Source organism: Ketogulonicigenium robustum (genome assembly GCF_002117445.1).
Lineage (GTDB): Bacteria > Pseudomonadota > Alphaproteobacteria > Rhodobacterales > Rhodobacteraceae > Ketogulonicigenium > Ketogulonicigenium robustum.
In genome coordinates, this window is sequence record NZ_CP019937.1 from 1362240 (window position 1) to 1376703 (window position 14464).

Here is a 14464-nt window from a genome sequence, read left to right on the forward strand (position 1 = left end):
CATATGGCCCCGACATATTTGGACCGTAAGTCACACCCCCTGCGCAGCTTGCTGGCGGCACTGCTGGTCAGCAGCAGCATGGTATTGTCGGGCGGCGCAGCTGTTGCCCAGCAACAGGCTGACCAACCTACGCTTTTGGCCGACCAGATCGTCATCGATGATGAAGGGCGTCTGGTTGCAACGGGCCACGTGCAGGTATTCCACCAAGGCACCGCCCTGACCGCGTCCGAGGTTATTTACGACCGAGATAGTGACGCGCTGACCCTGTCGGGCCCGATCCTGATCCAACGGCCCGATGGCACCGTGATTTCGGCCGAGGCTGGGCAGCTTGACCAGGAGTTGCGCGGCGGCCTGTTGCAAGGCGCGCGGATGGTGCTGGACCAACAATTGCAACTGGCCGCTAACGAGGTGCGCCAAAGCCCGAACGGCGTGACCCGCCTGACGCGCGTTGCGGCGACATCCTGTCAGGTCTGCGGCACCAGCACCCCGCTGTGGCAGATCCGCGCCGCCCGCGTTACCCACGATACCGAGAGCCAACAGATCTGGTTTGAAAACGCGGTGCTGATGGTGCGCGACGTGCCCATCGCTTGGCTGCCCGCGCTGCGCGTTCCCGCACCAGGTGTAGCCCGCGCGCGGGGTTTTCTGGCACCGGGCTTGGTGACATCGACCTCCTTGGGCGCCGGTGTGCGGTTGCCGTATTTCCTGCCCATCGGGGATTCGCGCGATGTTACGCTGACGCCCTATCTGGCCGCGAACGGCAAAGCCCTGCAGGCTGACTATCGACAAGCGTTCTCGTTCGGGCGGCTGCGGGTGAACACGTTGGTCGGACGCGATGAAATCCTTCCCGACGATTTGCGGTACTATATCGACGCGGCGGGCGATTTCCGCATCTCGCCCGGCACGACGATGCATCTGCAACTGCAGCAAATTTCGGACACGGCAGTAATGAATAACTATGGTTATTCCTATGCCGACCGCCTGCAAACGGGTGCCGAGGTTCTGCGCATCAACAACAACATCCTGTCGACCTTCGGCTTCTGGGGTTACCGGTCGCTGCGCGGCAGCGAGACTAACCGCTCGCTACCGCCCTATCTGGCCTTTGGCCGCTGGGAACAGGACGTAACCCTTCCCTATGTGGGCGGGCGCCTGACCTATGGCGCGGAATACGCGGGCCTGTGGCGCACCGACGATACGCCAGGGCCGCTGGGCCGTGATGTCAGCCGCCTTTCGACCTTTGCCGAATGGTCGCGCAACTGGACCCTGCCCATGGGCCTGCGCCTGCGAACCGAAGCCGCGAGCTACGTGCTAGCCTACGGTATAAACGACGACCCCGCGTATTACGACCAAGCCGTTCGCGTGCAACCCTCCATCGCCACGACGCTGTCATGGCCGCTGATGCGGCGTGAAAGCGGGGGACGCACCCAGTATTTGGAACCTATCATCTCGATCGGCTGGGCCGACGGCTATGGCCGCAATGTCCCGAACGAGGATTCGCCCATTGTCGAGCTGGACACCGCGAACATGTTCGCTTTGCAGCGCTACCCCGGGCAGGACGCGGTAGAATCGGGCGCGCGGATGGGCATCGGGCTGCGGTGGGGCTTCGTCGATCCATCTGGTTGGGCTGGCGGGCTTACCGTCGGGCGCATTCTGCGGCAGGATTTTGCCGATTCCAGCCCGATCAGCTCGGGCACGGCCGAGCGTGCGAACGACCTGCTGCTTGAGGCCGAACTGGTCTCGCCGGCGGGGTTCAGTCTGGATGCCCGCACATTGATCAATGACAAGCTGGACGGCTTCGGTAAGTCGGAATTGCGGCTGAATTGGTATCATTCCAACTACAACCTGACCGCAGCCTTCATCAACCTGCCCGAAGAGCCATGGGAAGACCGACCGCGCAAAATAACCGAACTCACCCTCGGCGGCGCCTATAGGTTCAATGACACATGGCGCGTGTCCAGCGATCTGCGTTACGATTTTGCGGCAAGCCAGATCATGCGAAACGGATTTTCGATGCAGTGGCAGAACGAATGCGTTGTTGTAGACCTTTCGGTCTCGCGTCGCTACACATCAGCGTTGTATGTCGAACCTGCGACCGAATTCGGTCTGTCGGTGAACCTTACCGGTTTTTCGGTGGGGGGCGTCCGTCGGGCCAGCTCGGCTTGCGGCACATGACTGAACCGGCAGGAGAAGGCCAATGACCCAGATGCCCGAAACCAAAGCGCGCGGCGCGGCCCGCCACATGCGGCTGGTCGGCGCGCCACTGCTGGCGGTGATGCTGATGACGGCGGCCATGCCCGCCGCAGCGCAGGGGTTGTTCTCGCCGGCGATCACGGTGGACGACCGTGCCATCACGCGATTTGAAATCGACCAGCGCGCAAAGCTGCTGTCGTTCTTCAACACCCCCGGCGATCTGCAAACGGTCGCGCGCAACCAGTTGGTCGACGACGCGCTGCGTCAAGCCGAAATGACCCGCTACAACCTCAGCCTGACGGACGAGCAGTATCAGGCCGCGCTGAACGAATTTGCCGGACGCGCCAACCTGACCAGCACCCAACTGGCGACGACGCTGCGCGAACAAGGCATCGATCCGGCGGCGCTGCGCGATTACCTGCGTGTCAACGTCTTGTGGCGTGATTATATCCGCGCGCGGTTCAACACCCGCGTCACGATCACCGATGCAGACATCGACGATTATATCGCCCGAACGACCACGGCCAGCCAAGGCATGCAGGTGCTTTTGTCCGAGGCGATCCTGCCCCTGATCCCCGGGCAAGAGGATCAAATCCGACAGATCGCAACGCAAATCTCGCAGATCAGCTCTGTGCAGGCGTTCTCGGATGCGGCGCGGCAGTATTCCGTCGTGCCCTCGCGCGAACAGGGCGGCCAGATGGACTGGGTGCCGCTGTCTAACTTCCCTGCCGGGTTGCAAAACCTGCTGCGTAGCCTGCGCGAGGGTGAAGTAACCAGCCCGCTTTACGTTGAAGGCGCCGTTGCCCTGCTGCAGCTGCGCGGCCTGCGCGAAGGGCCGGTCAGCGCCCCGCGCATTGCATCGATCGAATATGCGACCTTGCGCGTCGCCAGCACAGACGAGGCCGCCCGCCTGCAAGGCCGCATCGCGGTGTGTGACGACATGTACACCTACGCGCAGGGCGAAAGCGCGGCCAGCGTTGTGCGGCAGACCCTGCCGCCCGCCAATGTCCCGACAGATATCGGCGTGTTGCTAAGCAGCCTGAACCCCGGCAATAGCCTGATCACGCCCGCCGCAGATGGCAGCGCGACCATCGTCATGCTGTGCGCCCGCACGCCCGAAGCCCCCGCCACCCTGACACGCGATGTCGCCAGCAACATGCTGCGCGGCGAGCGTTTGGAAAGCTACGGCGACGGCCTGATTGCCCAGCTGCGCGCGAATGCGGTGATCCGCGGACTATGACCATTGCGATCACTTGCGGCGAGCCCGCCGGTATTGGCCCCGAAATCGCCGTAAAGGCGTTTTCGGCGCTGCGCGGCGAGCTGCCGGTGCTGTGGATTGGCGATCCTCGCCACCTGCCAAACGGGACGGATTTCGTCGTCGTTGATGACCCTACCGGCCCGATCCCGACCGATCGCTTTCCCGTGCTGGCGCAGAACTACGGCCCCGCGCCGCGACCCGGTGTTGCCGATCCGGCGCTGGCGCATGGCGTAATCGCCGCGATTGAAACGGGCAGCCAGCTTGCCCTGCGAGGCGTGATCGACGGCATCTGCACTGCGCCAATCCACAAAGCCGCGTTGGTGAAGGGCGCAGGTTTCCCCTACCCCGGACATACCGAATTTCTGGCGGCCCTCGGTGGGGTCGATCAGGTTGTAATGATGCTGGCCTGCGATGCCCTGCGCGTCGTGCCGGTGACAATCCACATCGCCATCACCGATGTTCCGCGCCGCCTGACGCCCGAACTGCTGGCACAAACCCTGCGGATCACCCACGCGGGGCTACAGCGCGATTTCGGGCTGGCGGAACCCCGCATTGCCGTGGCCGGCCTGAACCCCCACGCCGGTGAAGAAGGCCTAATGGGGCACGAGGAGATCGACATGATCCGCCCTGTGCTGGACGAGTTGCGCGGCGAGGGCTTGAACCTGATCGGCCCGCTGCCCGCAGACACGATGTTCCACGCGGGCGCGCGGCGCGGCTATGATGTCGCCGTTTGCATGTACCACGACCAAGCGCTGATCCCCATCAAGACGCTGGATTTTGCAGGCGGCGTGAATGTCACGCTGGGCCTGCCGTTCATTCGCACATCGCCAGACCATGGCACGGCCTTTGATATCGCCGGAAAAGGCATGGCCGACCCGTCGTCAATGATTGCAGCCCTGCGCATGGCGGCGCAAATGGCGGCAGCACGAAAGGTTTAGCCGATGGCCGCAATCGATTCCCTCCCTCCGCTGCGCGACGTAATCGCAACGCATGAACTGTCGGCTAAAAAGGCGTTGGGGCAGAACTTTCTGCTGGACCTGAACCTGACGGCGAAAATCGCGCGGCAGGCTGGCAATCTTGCCGGATCGGACGTGCTGGAAATTGGCCCCGGCCCCGGCGGCCTGACGCGCGGCCTGCTGGCCGAGGGCGCACGCCGCGTGCTTTCGATTGAAAAGGACGACCGCTGCCTGCCTGTGCTGGATGAAATCGCCGCAGCCTATCCCGGTCGTTTCAGCTACATCCACGGCGATGCCCTGCAGGTCGACCCGCTGGCCCACCTGACGCCGCCCATCCGCGTCGCGGCCAACCTGCCCTACAACATCGGAACCGAACTACTGATCCGCTGGCTGACGCCGCCTCAGTGGCCCCCATTCTGGGAAAGCCTGACTCTGATGTTCCAGCGCGAAGTGGCCGAGAGGATCACAGCAAAACCCGGCACAAACCATTACGGGCGCCTTGCGATCTTGGCGCAGTGGCGTGCGGATGCGAAAATCGTAATGGACCTTCCCCCGCAGGCCTTCACGCCGCCGCCCAAAGTGTCGTCAGCCGTCGTCCACCTGACGGCCCTGCCAGAACCGCGCTATCCCGCCGACCTGAAAGTGCTGGAGCGTGTCACCGCAGCCGCTTTCGGGCAACGCCGCAAAATGTTGCGCGCATCCCTTAAAAGCCTGTCGCCGCAGATCGAAGACATCCTGAACGCGGTTGGCATTCCGCCGACGGAACGCGCTGAACAGGTGGATATTGAGCACTTCTGTGCGTTGGCCCGCGCCCTCGCGACTGCATAAAAAAACCGGCCCTAAGGCCGGTTTTTCATTACTCGGTCGTCTCGTGCGAGACATTGCCCGCTTCAGGCTTGCGCGTGCGGCGCGGGGCGCGCGGCTTTGCAGCAGCACCTTCGCCTTCGTCCGCACGCACAGGCGGACGGCGGCGGCGCTGGGGTGCGGGTGCGTCGGCAGCCACATCCTCGACGGGAACGGTTACAACTTCATCCGCATCGATGCTTTTTTCGGCGGCCTCGGGCACTTCGACCAGATCATCGACGAACGTCTCGTCTGACGCGAAATCGGCGACTTCAGCGGGCATGTCTTGCGCCGTCACCTCGGGGCTAACGTCATTTTGGTTGCGCTGGCGGGCCGAGCGTTCGCGGTCGCGTTCGGCTTGGCGGTCACGGTTGGCTTGTTCCATCTCTTCGCGGGCGCGGTCGACTTCGCGCTGCGCCTCGGCCAACATGCGGGTGTAATGCTCGGCATGTTGTGCAAAGTTTTCGGCATTCACGCGGTCGCCAGACAATTGGGCGTCACGGTGAAGCTGGTTGTACTTTTCGATAATCTGCTGCGGCGTGCCGCGCACCTTACCGTCGGGGCCCGAGCTGTCAAAAACCCGGTTGATAATATTGCCACCAAACGGCCGGTTATTACGGTTCTTATTCCCGCGCGAGCGTGATTTGGAAGATCTCATTGGGCTTTGATCCAGCCTATTGATTGCTATTGCAAATGCACCCCCTACCCGACCCTACGCCGCCAAGCAGTTTGGCGATCATGCAGAAGGTCGAAATGGGCGGGCGTTCAGCGCGGGAAGGTTATCTACCTTCCGCATCGCTGCGTGCAGGTAGCGCGTTATTCAGCCCGAAAGCAAGTAAAAACTGCGAAAAAATTGCTGCAATCACGCATTAATGCGAAAAAATCAGGTTCCGGTCGCGCCCGTCCATATCTTTGCGCAAGCCGGTGCACCGCAGCCCTGCTGCCAGCCCAATCGCGCGGACGGCTTCTGCCTGTGTTGGCCCGAATTCAACGATAATGCGGCCCTGCGGTGCTAACAGGCGCGGCGCATCGGCCAGTATCGCGCGGTAGGCCGCCAGCCCATCGCCGCCATCGGTCAGCGCCATGTCCGGCTCCCACGCGGTGACATCAGGGGCGAGGGTCGGCATTTCGTCCAGCGCGATGTAGGGCGGGTTCGAGACGATCAAATCGAACGGGCCAACAACTGCCGCGCCCCAGTCCGACAGGATGAACTGCGCGCGCGCCTGCAGGCCCAGCTGCACGGCGTTATCCTGCGCTACGGCCAAAGCGGCGGGCGACAGATCAACCCCCACGCCTGTGGCGCTGGGTTGTTCGGACAGCAAGGTCAGCAAGATACAGCCCGATCCGGTCCCGATATCCAGCACGCGGGTGAACGGTGCCTCTAGCGCGGCGGCGACCAACTCCTCGGTCTCGGGGCGCGGGTCCAGCACATCGCGCGTGACGCGAAAGCTACGCCCGTAAAACAACCGCCGCCCGAGGATTTGCGCCATCGGCTGGCGGGCCGCACGCTGATCGACAAAGCCTTGAAACCGCGCGGCAGTGTCTACCGTCACGGGATCGGGCAAGACCAAGGTCAGGCGTGCCGCGGCGATGCCCAACGCTTCGGCCAGCAATAGGCGCGCATCGCGGGGCGCATCCTCGACCCCTGCCGCGCGCAACTGCAGCACAGCCGCGCGGATCAGGTCGTTGCCGCTTGTCACAGCTGCGCCATCTCGGCCAGCAAGGTGGCCTGCGCATCCGCGACCAGCGCGTCGACGATCTCGTCCAGATCGCCCTGCAGGATCTGGTCCAGCCGATACAGCGTCAGGTTGATGCGGTGGTCAGTCATACGGCCTTGAGGGAAGTTGTAGGTGCGAATGCGTTCACTGCGATCACCCGAGCCTACCTGCGCCTTGCGGTCAGCCGAACGCGCGCCATCGACGCGGCTGCGCTCCAAATCATAAAGGCGCGCGCGCAGCACATCCATCGCCAGCTCGCGGTTGCGGTGCTGCGATTTTTGCGAGCTGGTCACGATAATGCCGGTGGGAATGTGCGTGATGCGCACCGCCGAATCCGTCGTATTGACGTGCTGCCCCCCCGCACCCGAGGCGCGCATCGTATCAATACGAATATCTTGCGGGCTGATTTCGATGTCGACGGCTTCAGCCTCGGGCAGCACGGCCACTGTTGCAGCCGATGTATGGATGCGCCCGCCACTTTCGGTTTCGGGCACACGCTGCACGCGGTGCACGCCAGATTCGTACTTCATGCGGGCAAAGACGCCCTCGCCCTCGATCCGCACGACGACTTCTTTGATGCCGCCCAGCTCGGTCGTCTGCTCCTCGATGATCTCAAACCGCCAACCTTTGGCTTCGGAATAACGTTGATACATCCGCAGCAGGTCGGCGGCGAACAGCGATGCTTCGTCGCCGCCGGTTCCGGGGCGGATTTCCAGCATCGCGGGGCGTGCGTCGGCCGCGTCACGTGGCAGCAGCGCCTTTTGCATCGCCAGCTCGGCCTCGGCAAAGGCGCTGCGCAGTTGCGGCAGCTCTTCCTCGGCCAGTGCCCGCATGTCCGGGTCGGTCAGCCATTCCTCGGCACTGGCCAGATCCGCCTCGAGCTGGCGGTAATGGTTCAGGGTTTCGACCACGGGCTTCAGCTCGGAATATTCGCGGCCAAGGCTGGCAATTTCCGCGCCCGACAGGCCGGATTGCATCTTGGCCTCCAGAAACTGGAAGCGATCGGTCAGTTGGGCAAGTTTTTCCGCAGGTATCATGGCGCTTCAATGCCCGTAGCCACGGGGCGGGTCAAGCGTGCGCAGACTTGACGCGCTGCTGCGGGGGCGGCACACCTGAACCACAACGCCCGAGGGAGCCGCCATGATCTATGATTCCGCCCAAAGCTGGCGCGATGCGCCGCAAAAGCGCGTGTTGTTCTTTGGCATGTCAGGCCTTGGCAAAACGCATGTCAGCCAAATCCTGCGCGATCAGGGCGACTGGTTCCACTACTCGATCGATTATCGCATCGGTACACGTTATCTGGGCGAGGAAATCGCCGATAACGCCAAGCGCGAGGCGATGAAAAACCCCTACCTGCGCGAGTTGTTGATGAGCGATTCGATCTATATCGCCTCGAACATCACCTTTGCGAACCTGAAGCCGGTTTCGATGTGGCTGGGAAAGCCTGGCGACGTGACCAAAGGCGGCCTGCCCTTCGCCGAATACCAACGCCGCCAGACCATGTTCCGGCGGGCCGAGGAAGCCGCCCTGCTGGATACGCCCCATTTTATTGATCGCGCGCACGCCATATACGGCTATCCTCATTTCATCTGCGATACCGGCGGTTCGATCTGCGAATGGGTTGACCCGAATGACCCGGACGACCCCGTGCTGACCGCCCTGTCGCGCAACACGTTGATGGTCTGGATCAAGGGCAGCGACGCGCACACCGCCGAACTGGTGCGGCGCTTTGACCGCGCGCCGAAGCCCATGGCCTATCAGCCCGCGTTTTTGGCCCGCAAATGGGATGAATATCTGGCCTTGCGCGCCATTGCGCCCGATGCCGTCGACCCCGACGATTTCATCCGCTGGACTTATGCCCAAGCGCTGGCGCACCGGCAGCCTTTGTATCAGGCAATGGCCGACAACTGGGGCGTGACCGTCACCGCCGAAGATATCGCCGCCGTGCGCAGCGCCGCCGATTTCGATGATCTGATCGCAGCAGTGCTTGACGCGCGTTAACAGGCAGGGGGTGCGGCATTCGCTGCCCCTTGCCCTGCGGCAGCCAGCGGCATACATCAGCGGCCTACGTTAAAAGGTTCCGCCCCATGCCGATCAAACTGCCAGAAAACCTGCCCGCCTACGACGTCCTCTCGCGCGAGGGCGTGATGGTCATGTCGGAATCGCGCGCGGGGCGGCAGGACATTCGCCCCCTGCGGATCGGGCTGCTGAACCTGATGCCGAAAAAGATCCAGACCGAGAACCAGTTCGCCCGTCTTATCGGTGCGACGCCCCTGCAGATCGAGCTGTCGCTGATCCGCATGAGCGAGCACCAGACCAAGAACACCGCCGCCGAGCATATGGAAGAATTCTACCGTCCGTTTTCCGACATCAAAGCCAGCGGCGAGAAGTTCGACGGCCTAATCATCACCGGCGCGCCGATCGAGCACCTGCCCTATGAGGAGGTGAGCTATTGGGACGAGCTGCGCCAGATTTTCGACTGGACGCAAGACAACGTCTATTCGACCTTCGGTGTGTGCTGGGGCGCAATGGCGATGGCCTATCACTTCCACGACATCCCGAAATATGACCTGCCGCACAAAGCCTTTGGCTGCTTCCCCCACCCTGTCGAGCGGGCAGGATCGCACATCTTGCGCGGTTTGTCGGACGAGGTCTATGTGCCCGTGTCGCGCTGGACGGAACTGCGCGCCGATGACATTCGCAACGCGCCTGGGATGGACATTCTGATCTCGTCCCCGGAAACCGGCCCGTGTCTTATCGAAGAACCGGCGCAGCGCCGTCTTTATGTGTTCAACCATTTCGAATACGATAACGACACGTTGAAGCAGGAATACGATCGGGACGTGGCCAACGGCACGCCGATAAACGTGCCCACGCATTACTACCCCCAAAACGACCCCGCCCAGACCCCGAAAAATCTGTGGCGTGGCAGCGCGCACCTGATTTACGGTAACTGGATCAACGAGATCTATCAGGGCACCCCCTACGATCTGGCGACTCTGACCCGCCCCTAGGAAAGCAACGGCATGGCCAAAACCGGCTACCACCACGGCAACCTGCGCGCGGCACTGCTGGATGCGGCGCTAGCGTTGGTGGCCGAACGGGGCCCGAACGGCTTTACCCTTTCCGAGGCGGCGCGCCATGCTGGCGTCACCCCCGCAGCCATTTACCGCCATTTCGCTGGCCGCAAAGACGTGCTTGTAGCAGCGGCTGATCATGGCTTTGCCATGCTGGCGGCTGACCTGCAAAAGATTACCCCCGCGGCAGGCCCCGGCCCGTTGCGCGCGGCGGCACAGACGTTTCTGGCCTTCGCACGGCGGCAGCCAGGCCATTACATCGCGATGTTCGAAAGCGGCCTGTTGGCCGACCCTGTGCTGTCCGATGCGATTGACCGTACTTTTCATGTGATGGACGCCCTTGCTGCGCCGATGCAGATCACCGCAATCCCCCCGCGCGCTATCACGGCGCAGCTGTTGGCTATCTGCCATGGCACGGTCGAGCTTTACGCTCGTTCCGAAAAAACAGACGCCGCCCAGCTGCTGGACGGCGCTGTGTCGATTTACCTGCGTGGGCTGACGGTCAATCCTTCAGAATGACCAAAGCGCGTTCTTCCCATGCGACGCGGGTTTTTTCGCCCACGTTCAGCACGGGGCGGCTGATCAAGTTCTTCATCGAGATCGTCAGCGGCTTTTCCACCCCCGCGATACGCACGTCGTAATAGGTCATATCGCCATAATAGACGACCTCGTCCACGACACCCTCCACGACGCGGCGATCAGTCTGCTCGCCCTCGTACAGGATCGTCAGCGTCTCGGGGCGGATGCCCACGATCGTCTCGCCAAACTCGCAGCCGCCCGGGGCTTGCTCGGGCGGGACAGTCGCCGCACCAAGGCCCACGACATCCAGTTGAATGCTGCCCTCGGCAACCTCGAGGACTTTTGCGCTGAAGAAGTTCATCTTGCCGATGAACGATGCCACGCGCTTGCTGACGGGGCGGCGATACAGCGTTTCGGGGTCGGCCAGCTGGCCGATCTGGCCTTCAAACATCACGGCGATGCGGTCGGACATGACCAGCGCTTCCTCTTGGTCGTGGGTGACCAGAATGAAGGTGATGCCGACCTGACGCTGCAGCTTGATCAACTCGACCTGCATATGCTCGCGCATGTTCTTGTCGAGGGCCGAGAGAGGTTCGTCCAGCAGCAGAACCTTGGGCTTCAAGATCAGCGCCCGCGCCAATGCCACACGCTGGCGCTGGCCACCCGAAAGCGCATGGGCCGAACGGCTGCCGTAGCCACCCAGACCAACCATTTCCAAGGCCTCAGCGACCGCCTTGGCCTTTTCATCCTTGCTGCGGCTGTCTTTGCGCAGCCCGAAAGCCACGTTCTGCGCGACGCTGAGGTGCGGGAAAATCGCGTAAGACTGGAACACCATATTCGTCGGACGTTCGTTCGCGGGCACGCGGCGCATGTCTTTGCCGTCGATCAGCATGACGCCTTCGCCGATTTCCTCGAACCCAGCGATGGTGCGCAGCAGCGTGGTTTTACCGCAGCCCGACGGGCCCAGAAGCGAGAAAAATTCGCCCCGCCCGATCGTTAGGTCAACCTCGCGCAGGGCGTGGTAATCGCCGTACCATTTATGGATACCGCGCAGCGTAATCAGTTCTTCTCTCACAAGAAGCCCCCCCGGTCTTTGACGCCGGCCCGGGCCAAGCCGCGGCGACGGAAAAATTCAGCAATAACCAAAAGCAGGATCGAGAGCCCTACCAAGATCGTCCCCAGCGGCATCACAACCGGCAGTTGGTCGATCTTGCGCGTCAGGCCCCAGATATAAACCGGCATCGTCGGGCTGGAGCCCGTCAGGAACGACGCGATAATGTATTCATCCAAGCTAATCGTGAACGAGATCAGCAGCGACGACACGATCCCGGGCGTAATCAGCGGTAGCGTCACGCGGACAAAAGCCGACCATTCGGTTTCCCCCAGATCCAGCGCCGCTTCCTCGAGCGAGGGGTCGATGTTGGCGAAAGCCCCGTTCAGGATAGCGATGGTAAACGGCATGGTGATCAACGTGTGCGCCGCGATCAGAATCCACACGTTCAGCGTCAATTGCAGGATCTGCACACTGACGACAAGCAAGGCGACCGCCATGATAATCTCGGGCAACACCAAAGGCGCCATGATCAGCCCCATGATGCCCGCCTTGAACGGAAAGCGGTACAGCGTCCCGGCCCGCGCTGCGGCCATGCCGAGCACGGTCGAGAAAATCGCCGACATCATGGCCACGAAAAGCGAGTTCTTCACCGCGACGTGCAGCACACGGTTGTCCCACAAGGCCTCGAACCAGCGGGTCGAGAAGCCTTGAAGCGGGAATGCGATGATCGTGCCGGAATTGAACGCAAACAACGGCAGCAGGGCAATCGGCGCGTACAGGAAGATCAAGTACAACACCGCATAGGTTTTCAGGCCCCAGGATTTCATTGTCGGCCCCCCATCCAGCGACTGCACAGCACCACGAAGATCAGGCTGACCACCGCAACCGACAGCATCGAGATCACCGCGAGCGCCGCCCCCAAGGTCGGCTTGTTGATACCGAGGAACATGCTTTGGATCATGTTGGCCATCAGCTTGCCGCCCGGCCCGCCCAGCAGTTCAGGCGTCACGAAATCACCCACCGTCGGGATAAAGACGATCAGCACCGCCGCGACGATCCCCGTCACAGACAGCGGCAGGGTCACACGCAGGAAGGTGGAAATCTTGTTCTCGCCCAAATCCTGCGAGGCCTCGAGCAGCGAGCGGTCGATTTTTTCCAGCGCAACGAAGATCGGCAAGATCGCAAAAGGCGCATAGGAATGCGCCAGCGTCACGATCACAGCGCCCATGTTATAGTTGATCGCTTGCAGCGGCTGGTCGATCACGCCCAGCCACAGCAGGGCCGAGTTGATGACGCCGTTATAGCCAAGGATCACTTTCCACAGCACAACGCGGATCAGATAGGACGTCCAGAACGGAATGGTGATCAGCAGCAGCCACAGCGACTTGCGGCTGGGATCGACCTTGAATGACACGAAATAAGCGATCGGATAGGCCAGCAGCACCGTGACCAACGTCACTGCCGCCGAAACCATCAGCGACCGCCCTAGCAGCAAGCGGTAAAGCGGGTGGCTCAGCGCCTCTTGGTAGTTGGCCAAGGTGGGCGTCATGTCGTAGCCCACCGTCTGTTTGCTCCAGAAGCTGAGCAGCACAACCGCGCCCAGCGGTATGGCCAGCATCACCAACGCGTAAAAGAACGGCGGGGACACCAGTAGCAGGCCCTTGCGGGCGCCGGGGTCACTTAGCATGCCTTTTGCCATTATCTCAGCACTTCTCCCGCAGAGTTCGTCCCATGGTTGGCCATTGCATGCCGCCTTGGCAACAGCTTTTCGGCCCCTTCCCCCTTTGGGGGCAAAAAATGCAAAAGGGCGCGCCAAACGGCACGCCCCCAAGCCACGGCATAAGCCGTAAAATTTAGCGCTTCGAGAACTGGAAGCTGCGGCGGGCCTTGGCCTTACCGTATTTCTTACGCTCGACAACGCGGCTGTCGCGGGTCAGGAAGCCAGCAGCTTTCAGCGCCGGGCGCAGGGCCGGGTCGAACAGTTGCAGGGCCTTCGAGATACCGTGCTTGACCGCGCCGGCTTGACCCGACAGGCCACCACCGGTGACGGTTGCGAAAACGTCGAACTGGTCGACAACGCCCGCAACTTGGAAGGGCTGACGCAGGATCATTTGCAGCACGGGGCGTGCAAAGTAGACCGGCATTTCCTTACCGTTGACGGTGACCTTGCCCGTGCCCGGCTTGATCCAGACGCGAGCGACAGCGTCTTTACGCTTGCCGGTTGCGTACGACCGGCCCAGCGAGTCGCGAACGGGTTCGCGCGGGGCAGCAACAGCGACGACGACAGCCGATTCACCAGCAGCAGCGGCCAGTTGATCGAGCGATTTGATCTGATCGGCCATGATTATGCAGTCCTCGTGTTCTTCTTGTTCCACGAAGCAACGTCCAGAACCTCGGGGTTTTGGGCTTCATGGGTGTGGGCCGAGCCAGCGAAGACGCGCAGGTGGGTCATTTGCTGACGGCTCAGACGGTTGCCGGGAAGCATGCGCTTGACGGCTTGCATGATCACACGCTCGGGGTATTTGCCCTCGAGGATCTCGCCCGTGGTGCGCGACTTGATGCCGCCCGGGTGACCGGTGTGCCAGTAGTTCGGCTTTTCGCGCTTGTCGCCAGTCACTTGCACTTTTTCAGCGTTGATGACGATGACGTTGTCGCCCATGTCCATGTGGGGGGTGAACGACGGCTTGTGCTTGCCGCGCAAGCGCATGGCGATGATCGAGGCGAGACGGCCCAGAACAACGCCTTCAGCGTCGATCACGACCCACTTCTTCTCGATATCCGCCGGAGTAGCGGTAAAGGTTTTCATTGTCTTTTCCAGTATACGCGGACACCCGTGGGTGCCCCTAATTGGG

At 62.1% G+C, this 14464-nt stretch carries 16 protein-coding genes; 8 read left to right on the top strand and 8 right to left on the bottom strand.

Annotated features, from left to right (window positions below; translation table 11 throughout):
- Positions 1 to 3 precede the first annotated feature (3 nt).
- The 4 genes from BVG79_RS06900 to rsmA are packed head-to-tail and all read left to right on the top strand — an operon-like array spanning position 4 to position 5229.
- A complete protein-coding gene (locus BVG79_RS06900; RefSeq protein WP_236951325.1) occupies positions 4 to 2169 on the top strand; it encodes an LPS-assembly protein LptD in 2166 nt (721 codons plus the stop codon).
- 22 nt (positions 2170 to 2191) lie between these two features.
- A complete protein-coding gene (locus tag BVG79_RS06905; protein WP_085786238.1) occupies positions 2192 to 3427 on the top strand; it encodes a peptidylprolyl isomerase in 1236 nt (411 codons plus the stop codon).
- Positions 3424 to 4383 carry a 4-hydroxythreonine-4-phosphate dehydrogenase PdxA gene (gene pdxA, locus BVG79_RS06910; RefSeq protein ID WP_085786239.1) on the top strand — a complete coding sequence of 320 codons (960 nt, stop codon included), beginning with the start codon at positions 3424 to 3426 and terminating at the stop codon, positions 4381 to 4383. The genes BVG79_RS06905 and pdxA overlap by 4 nt, the downstream gene beginning before the upstream one ends.
- A gap of 3 nt (positions 4384 to 4386) precedes the next feature.
- Complete coding sequence (gene rsmA / locus BVG79_RS06915; protein ID WP_085786240.1) at positions 4387 to 5229, top strand: 16S rRNA (adenine(1518)-N(6)/adenine(1519)-N(6))-dimethyltransferase RsmA; 843 nt, start codon at positions 4387 to 4389, stop codon at positions 5227 to 5229.
- A 28-nt stretch (positions 5230 to 5257) separates the two neighbouring features.
- Here rsmA and BVG79_RS06920 read toward each other — a convergent pair whose 3' ends face one another.
- Positions 5258 to 5902 carry a DUF4167 domain-containing protein gene (locus BVG79_RS06920; protein WP_085786241.1) on the bottom strand — a complete coding sequence of 215 codons (645 nt, stop codon included), beginning with the start codon at positions 5900 to 5902 and terminating at the stop codon, positions 5258 to 5260.
- 80 nt (positions 5903 to 5982) lie between these two features.
- Between BVG79_RS06920 and BVG79_RS13835 the strand changes: the two genes are divergently transcribed.
- Positions 5983 to 6117 carry a hypothetical protein gene (locus tag BVG79_RS13835; RefSeq protein ID WP_257789400.1) on the top strand — a complete coding sequence of 45 codons (135 nt, stop codon included), beginning with the start codon at positions 5983 to 5985 and terminating at the stop codon, positions 6115 to 6117.
- On the opposite strand, the gene prmC is transcribed toward BVG79_RS13835, so the two are convergent.
- Positions 6114 to 6944 (bottom strand): peptide chain release factor N(5)-glutamine methyltransferase, encoded by an 831-nt coding sequence (prmC, locus tag BVG79_RS06925; RefSeq protein WP_085786242.1) that lies wholly within the window; start codon positions 6942 to 6944, stop codon positions 6114 to 6116. The two genes, BVG79_RS13835 and prmC, sit on opposite strands and share 4 nt — an antisense overlap.
- Positions 6941 to 7999 carry a peptide chain release factor 1 gene (prfA, locus tag BVG79_RS06930; RefSeq protein WP_085786243.1) on the bottom strand — a complete coding sequence of 353 codons (1059 nt, stop codon included), beginning with the start codon at positions 7997 to 7999 and terminating at the stop codon, positions 6941 to 6943. Before prfA ends, prmC begins: the two co-directional genes overlap by 4 nt.
- 103 nt (positions 8000 to 8102) lie before the next feature.
- Between prfA and BVG79_RS06935 the strand changes: the two genes are divergently transcribed.
- From BVG79_RS06935 to BVG79_RS06945, 3 genes are all read left to right on the top strand, one after another.
- Positions 8103 to 8963 (top strand): ATPase, encoded by an 861-nt coding sequence (locus BVG79_RS06935; RefSeq protein WP_085786244.1) that lies wholly within the window; start codon positions 8103 to 8105, stop codon positions 8961 to 8963.
- Between the two features lie 86 nt (positions 8964 to 9049).
- A complete protein-coding gene (locus BVG79_RS06940; protein WP_085786245.1) occupies positions 9050 to 9976 on the top strand; it encodes a homoserine O-succinyltransferase in 927 nt (308 codons plus the stop codon).
- A 12-nt stretch (positions 9977 to 9988) separates the two neighbouring features.
- Positions 9989 to 10558 (top strand): TetR/AcrR family transcriptional regulator, encoded by a 570-nt coding sequence (locus BVG79_RS06945; RefSeq protein WP_085786246.1) that lies wholly within the window; start codon positions 9989 to 9991, stop codon positions 10556 to 10558.
- Here the strand turns inward: BVG79_RS06945 and BVG79_RS06950 are convergent.
- From BVG79_RS06950 to rplM, 5 genes are all read right to left on the bottom strand, one after another.
- Positions 10542 to 11633, bottom strand: coding sequence for an ABC transporter ATP-binding protein (locus tag BVG79_RS06950; RefSeq protein ID WP_085786247.1), 1092 nt, complete (start codon positions 11631 to 11633; stop codon positions 10542 to 10544). The two genes, BVG79_RS06945 and BVG79_RS06950, sit on opposite strands and share 17 nt — an antisense overlap.
- The gene (locus BVG79_RS06955) at positions 11630 to 12439 is read right to left on the bottom strand and encodes an ABC transporter permease (RefSeq protein ID WP_085786248.1); all 810 of its coding nucleotides are present in this window, start codon (positions 12437 to 12439) and stop codon (positions 11630 to 11632) included. The genes BVG79_RS06950 and BVG79_RS06955 overlap by 4 nt, the downstream gene beginning before the upstream one ends.
- A complete protein-coding gene (locus BVG79_RS06960) occupies positions 12436 to 13311 on the bottom strand; it encodes an ABC transporter permease (RefSeq protein WP_085786249.1) in 876 nt (291 codons plus the stop codon). The genes BVG79_RS06955 and BVG79_RS06960 overlap by 4 nt, the downstream gene beginning before the upstream one ends.
- Positions 13312 to 13465: 154 nt before the next feature.
- Positions 13466 to 13954 (bottom strand): 30S ribosomal protein S9, encoded by a 489-nt coding sequence (gene rpsI / locus BVG79_RS06965; RefSeq protein ID WP_085786250.1) that lies wholly within the window; start codon positions 13952 to 13954, stop codon positions 13466 to 13468.
- Between the two features lie 2 nt (positions 13955 to 13956).
- A complete protein-coding gene (gene rplM / locus BVG79_RS06970; protein ID WP_085786251.1) occupies positions 13957 to 14418 on the bottom strand; it encodes a 50S ribosomal protein L13 in 462 nt (153 codons plus the stop codon).
- Between the last annotated feature and the right edge of the window lie 46 nt (positions 14419 to 14464).

Coding starts and splice junctions, on each gene's coding strand:
- BVG79_RS06900 (WP_236951325.1), top strand. CDS start 4: ATGGCCCCGACATATTTGGACCGTAAGTCACACCCCCTGCGCAGCTTG.
- BVG79_RS06905 (WP_085786238.1), top strand. CDS start 2,192: ATGACCCAGATGCCCGAAACCAAAGCGCGCGGCGCGGCCCGCCACATG.
- pdxA (WP_085786239.1), top strand. CDS start 3,424: ATGACCATTGCGATCACTTGCGGCGAGCCCGCCGGTATTGGCCCCGAA.
- rsmA (WP_085786240.1), top strand. CDS start 4,387: ATGGCCGCAATCGATTCCCTCCCTCCGCTGCGCGACGTAATCGCAACG.
- BVG79_RS06920 (WP_085786241.1), bottom strand. CDS start 5,902: ATGAGATCTTCCAAATCACGCTCGCGCGGGAATAAGAACCGTAATAAC.
- BVG79_RS13835 (WP_257789400.1), top strand. CDS start 5,983: ATGCAGAAGGTCGAAATGGGCGGGCGTTCAGCGCGGGAAGGTTATCTA.
- prfA (WP_085786243.1), bottom strand. CDS start 7,999: ATGATACCTGCGGAAAAACTTGCCCAACTGACCGATCGCTTCCAGTTT.
- BVG79_RS06935 (WP_085786244.1), top strand. CDS start 8,103: ATGATCTATGATTCCGCCCAAAGCTGGCGCGATGCGCCGCAAAAGCGC.
- BVG79_RS06940 (WP_085786245.1), top strand. CDS start 9,050: ATGCCGATCAAACTGCCAGAAAACCTGCCCGCCTACGACGTCCTCTCG.
- BVG79_RS06945 (WP_085786246.1), top strand. CDS start 9,989: ATGGCCAAAACCGGCTACCACCACGGCAACCTGCGCGCGGCACTGCTG.
- BVG79_RS06955 (WP_085786248.1), bottom strand. CDS start 12,439: ATGAAATCCTGGGGCCTGAAAACCTATGCGGTGTTGTACTTGATCTTC.
- BVG79_RS06960 (WP_085786249.1), bottom strand. CDS start 13,311: ATGGCAAAAGGCATGCTAAGTGACCCCGGCGCCCGCAAGGGCCTGCTA.
- rpsI (WP_085786250.1), bottom strand. CDS start 13,954: ATGGCCGATCAGATCAAATCGCTCGATCAACTGGCCGCTGCTGCTGGT.
- rplM (WP_085786251.1), bottom strand. CDS start 14,418: ATGAAAACCTTTACCGCTACTCCGGCGGATATCGAGAAGAAGTGGGTC.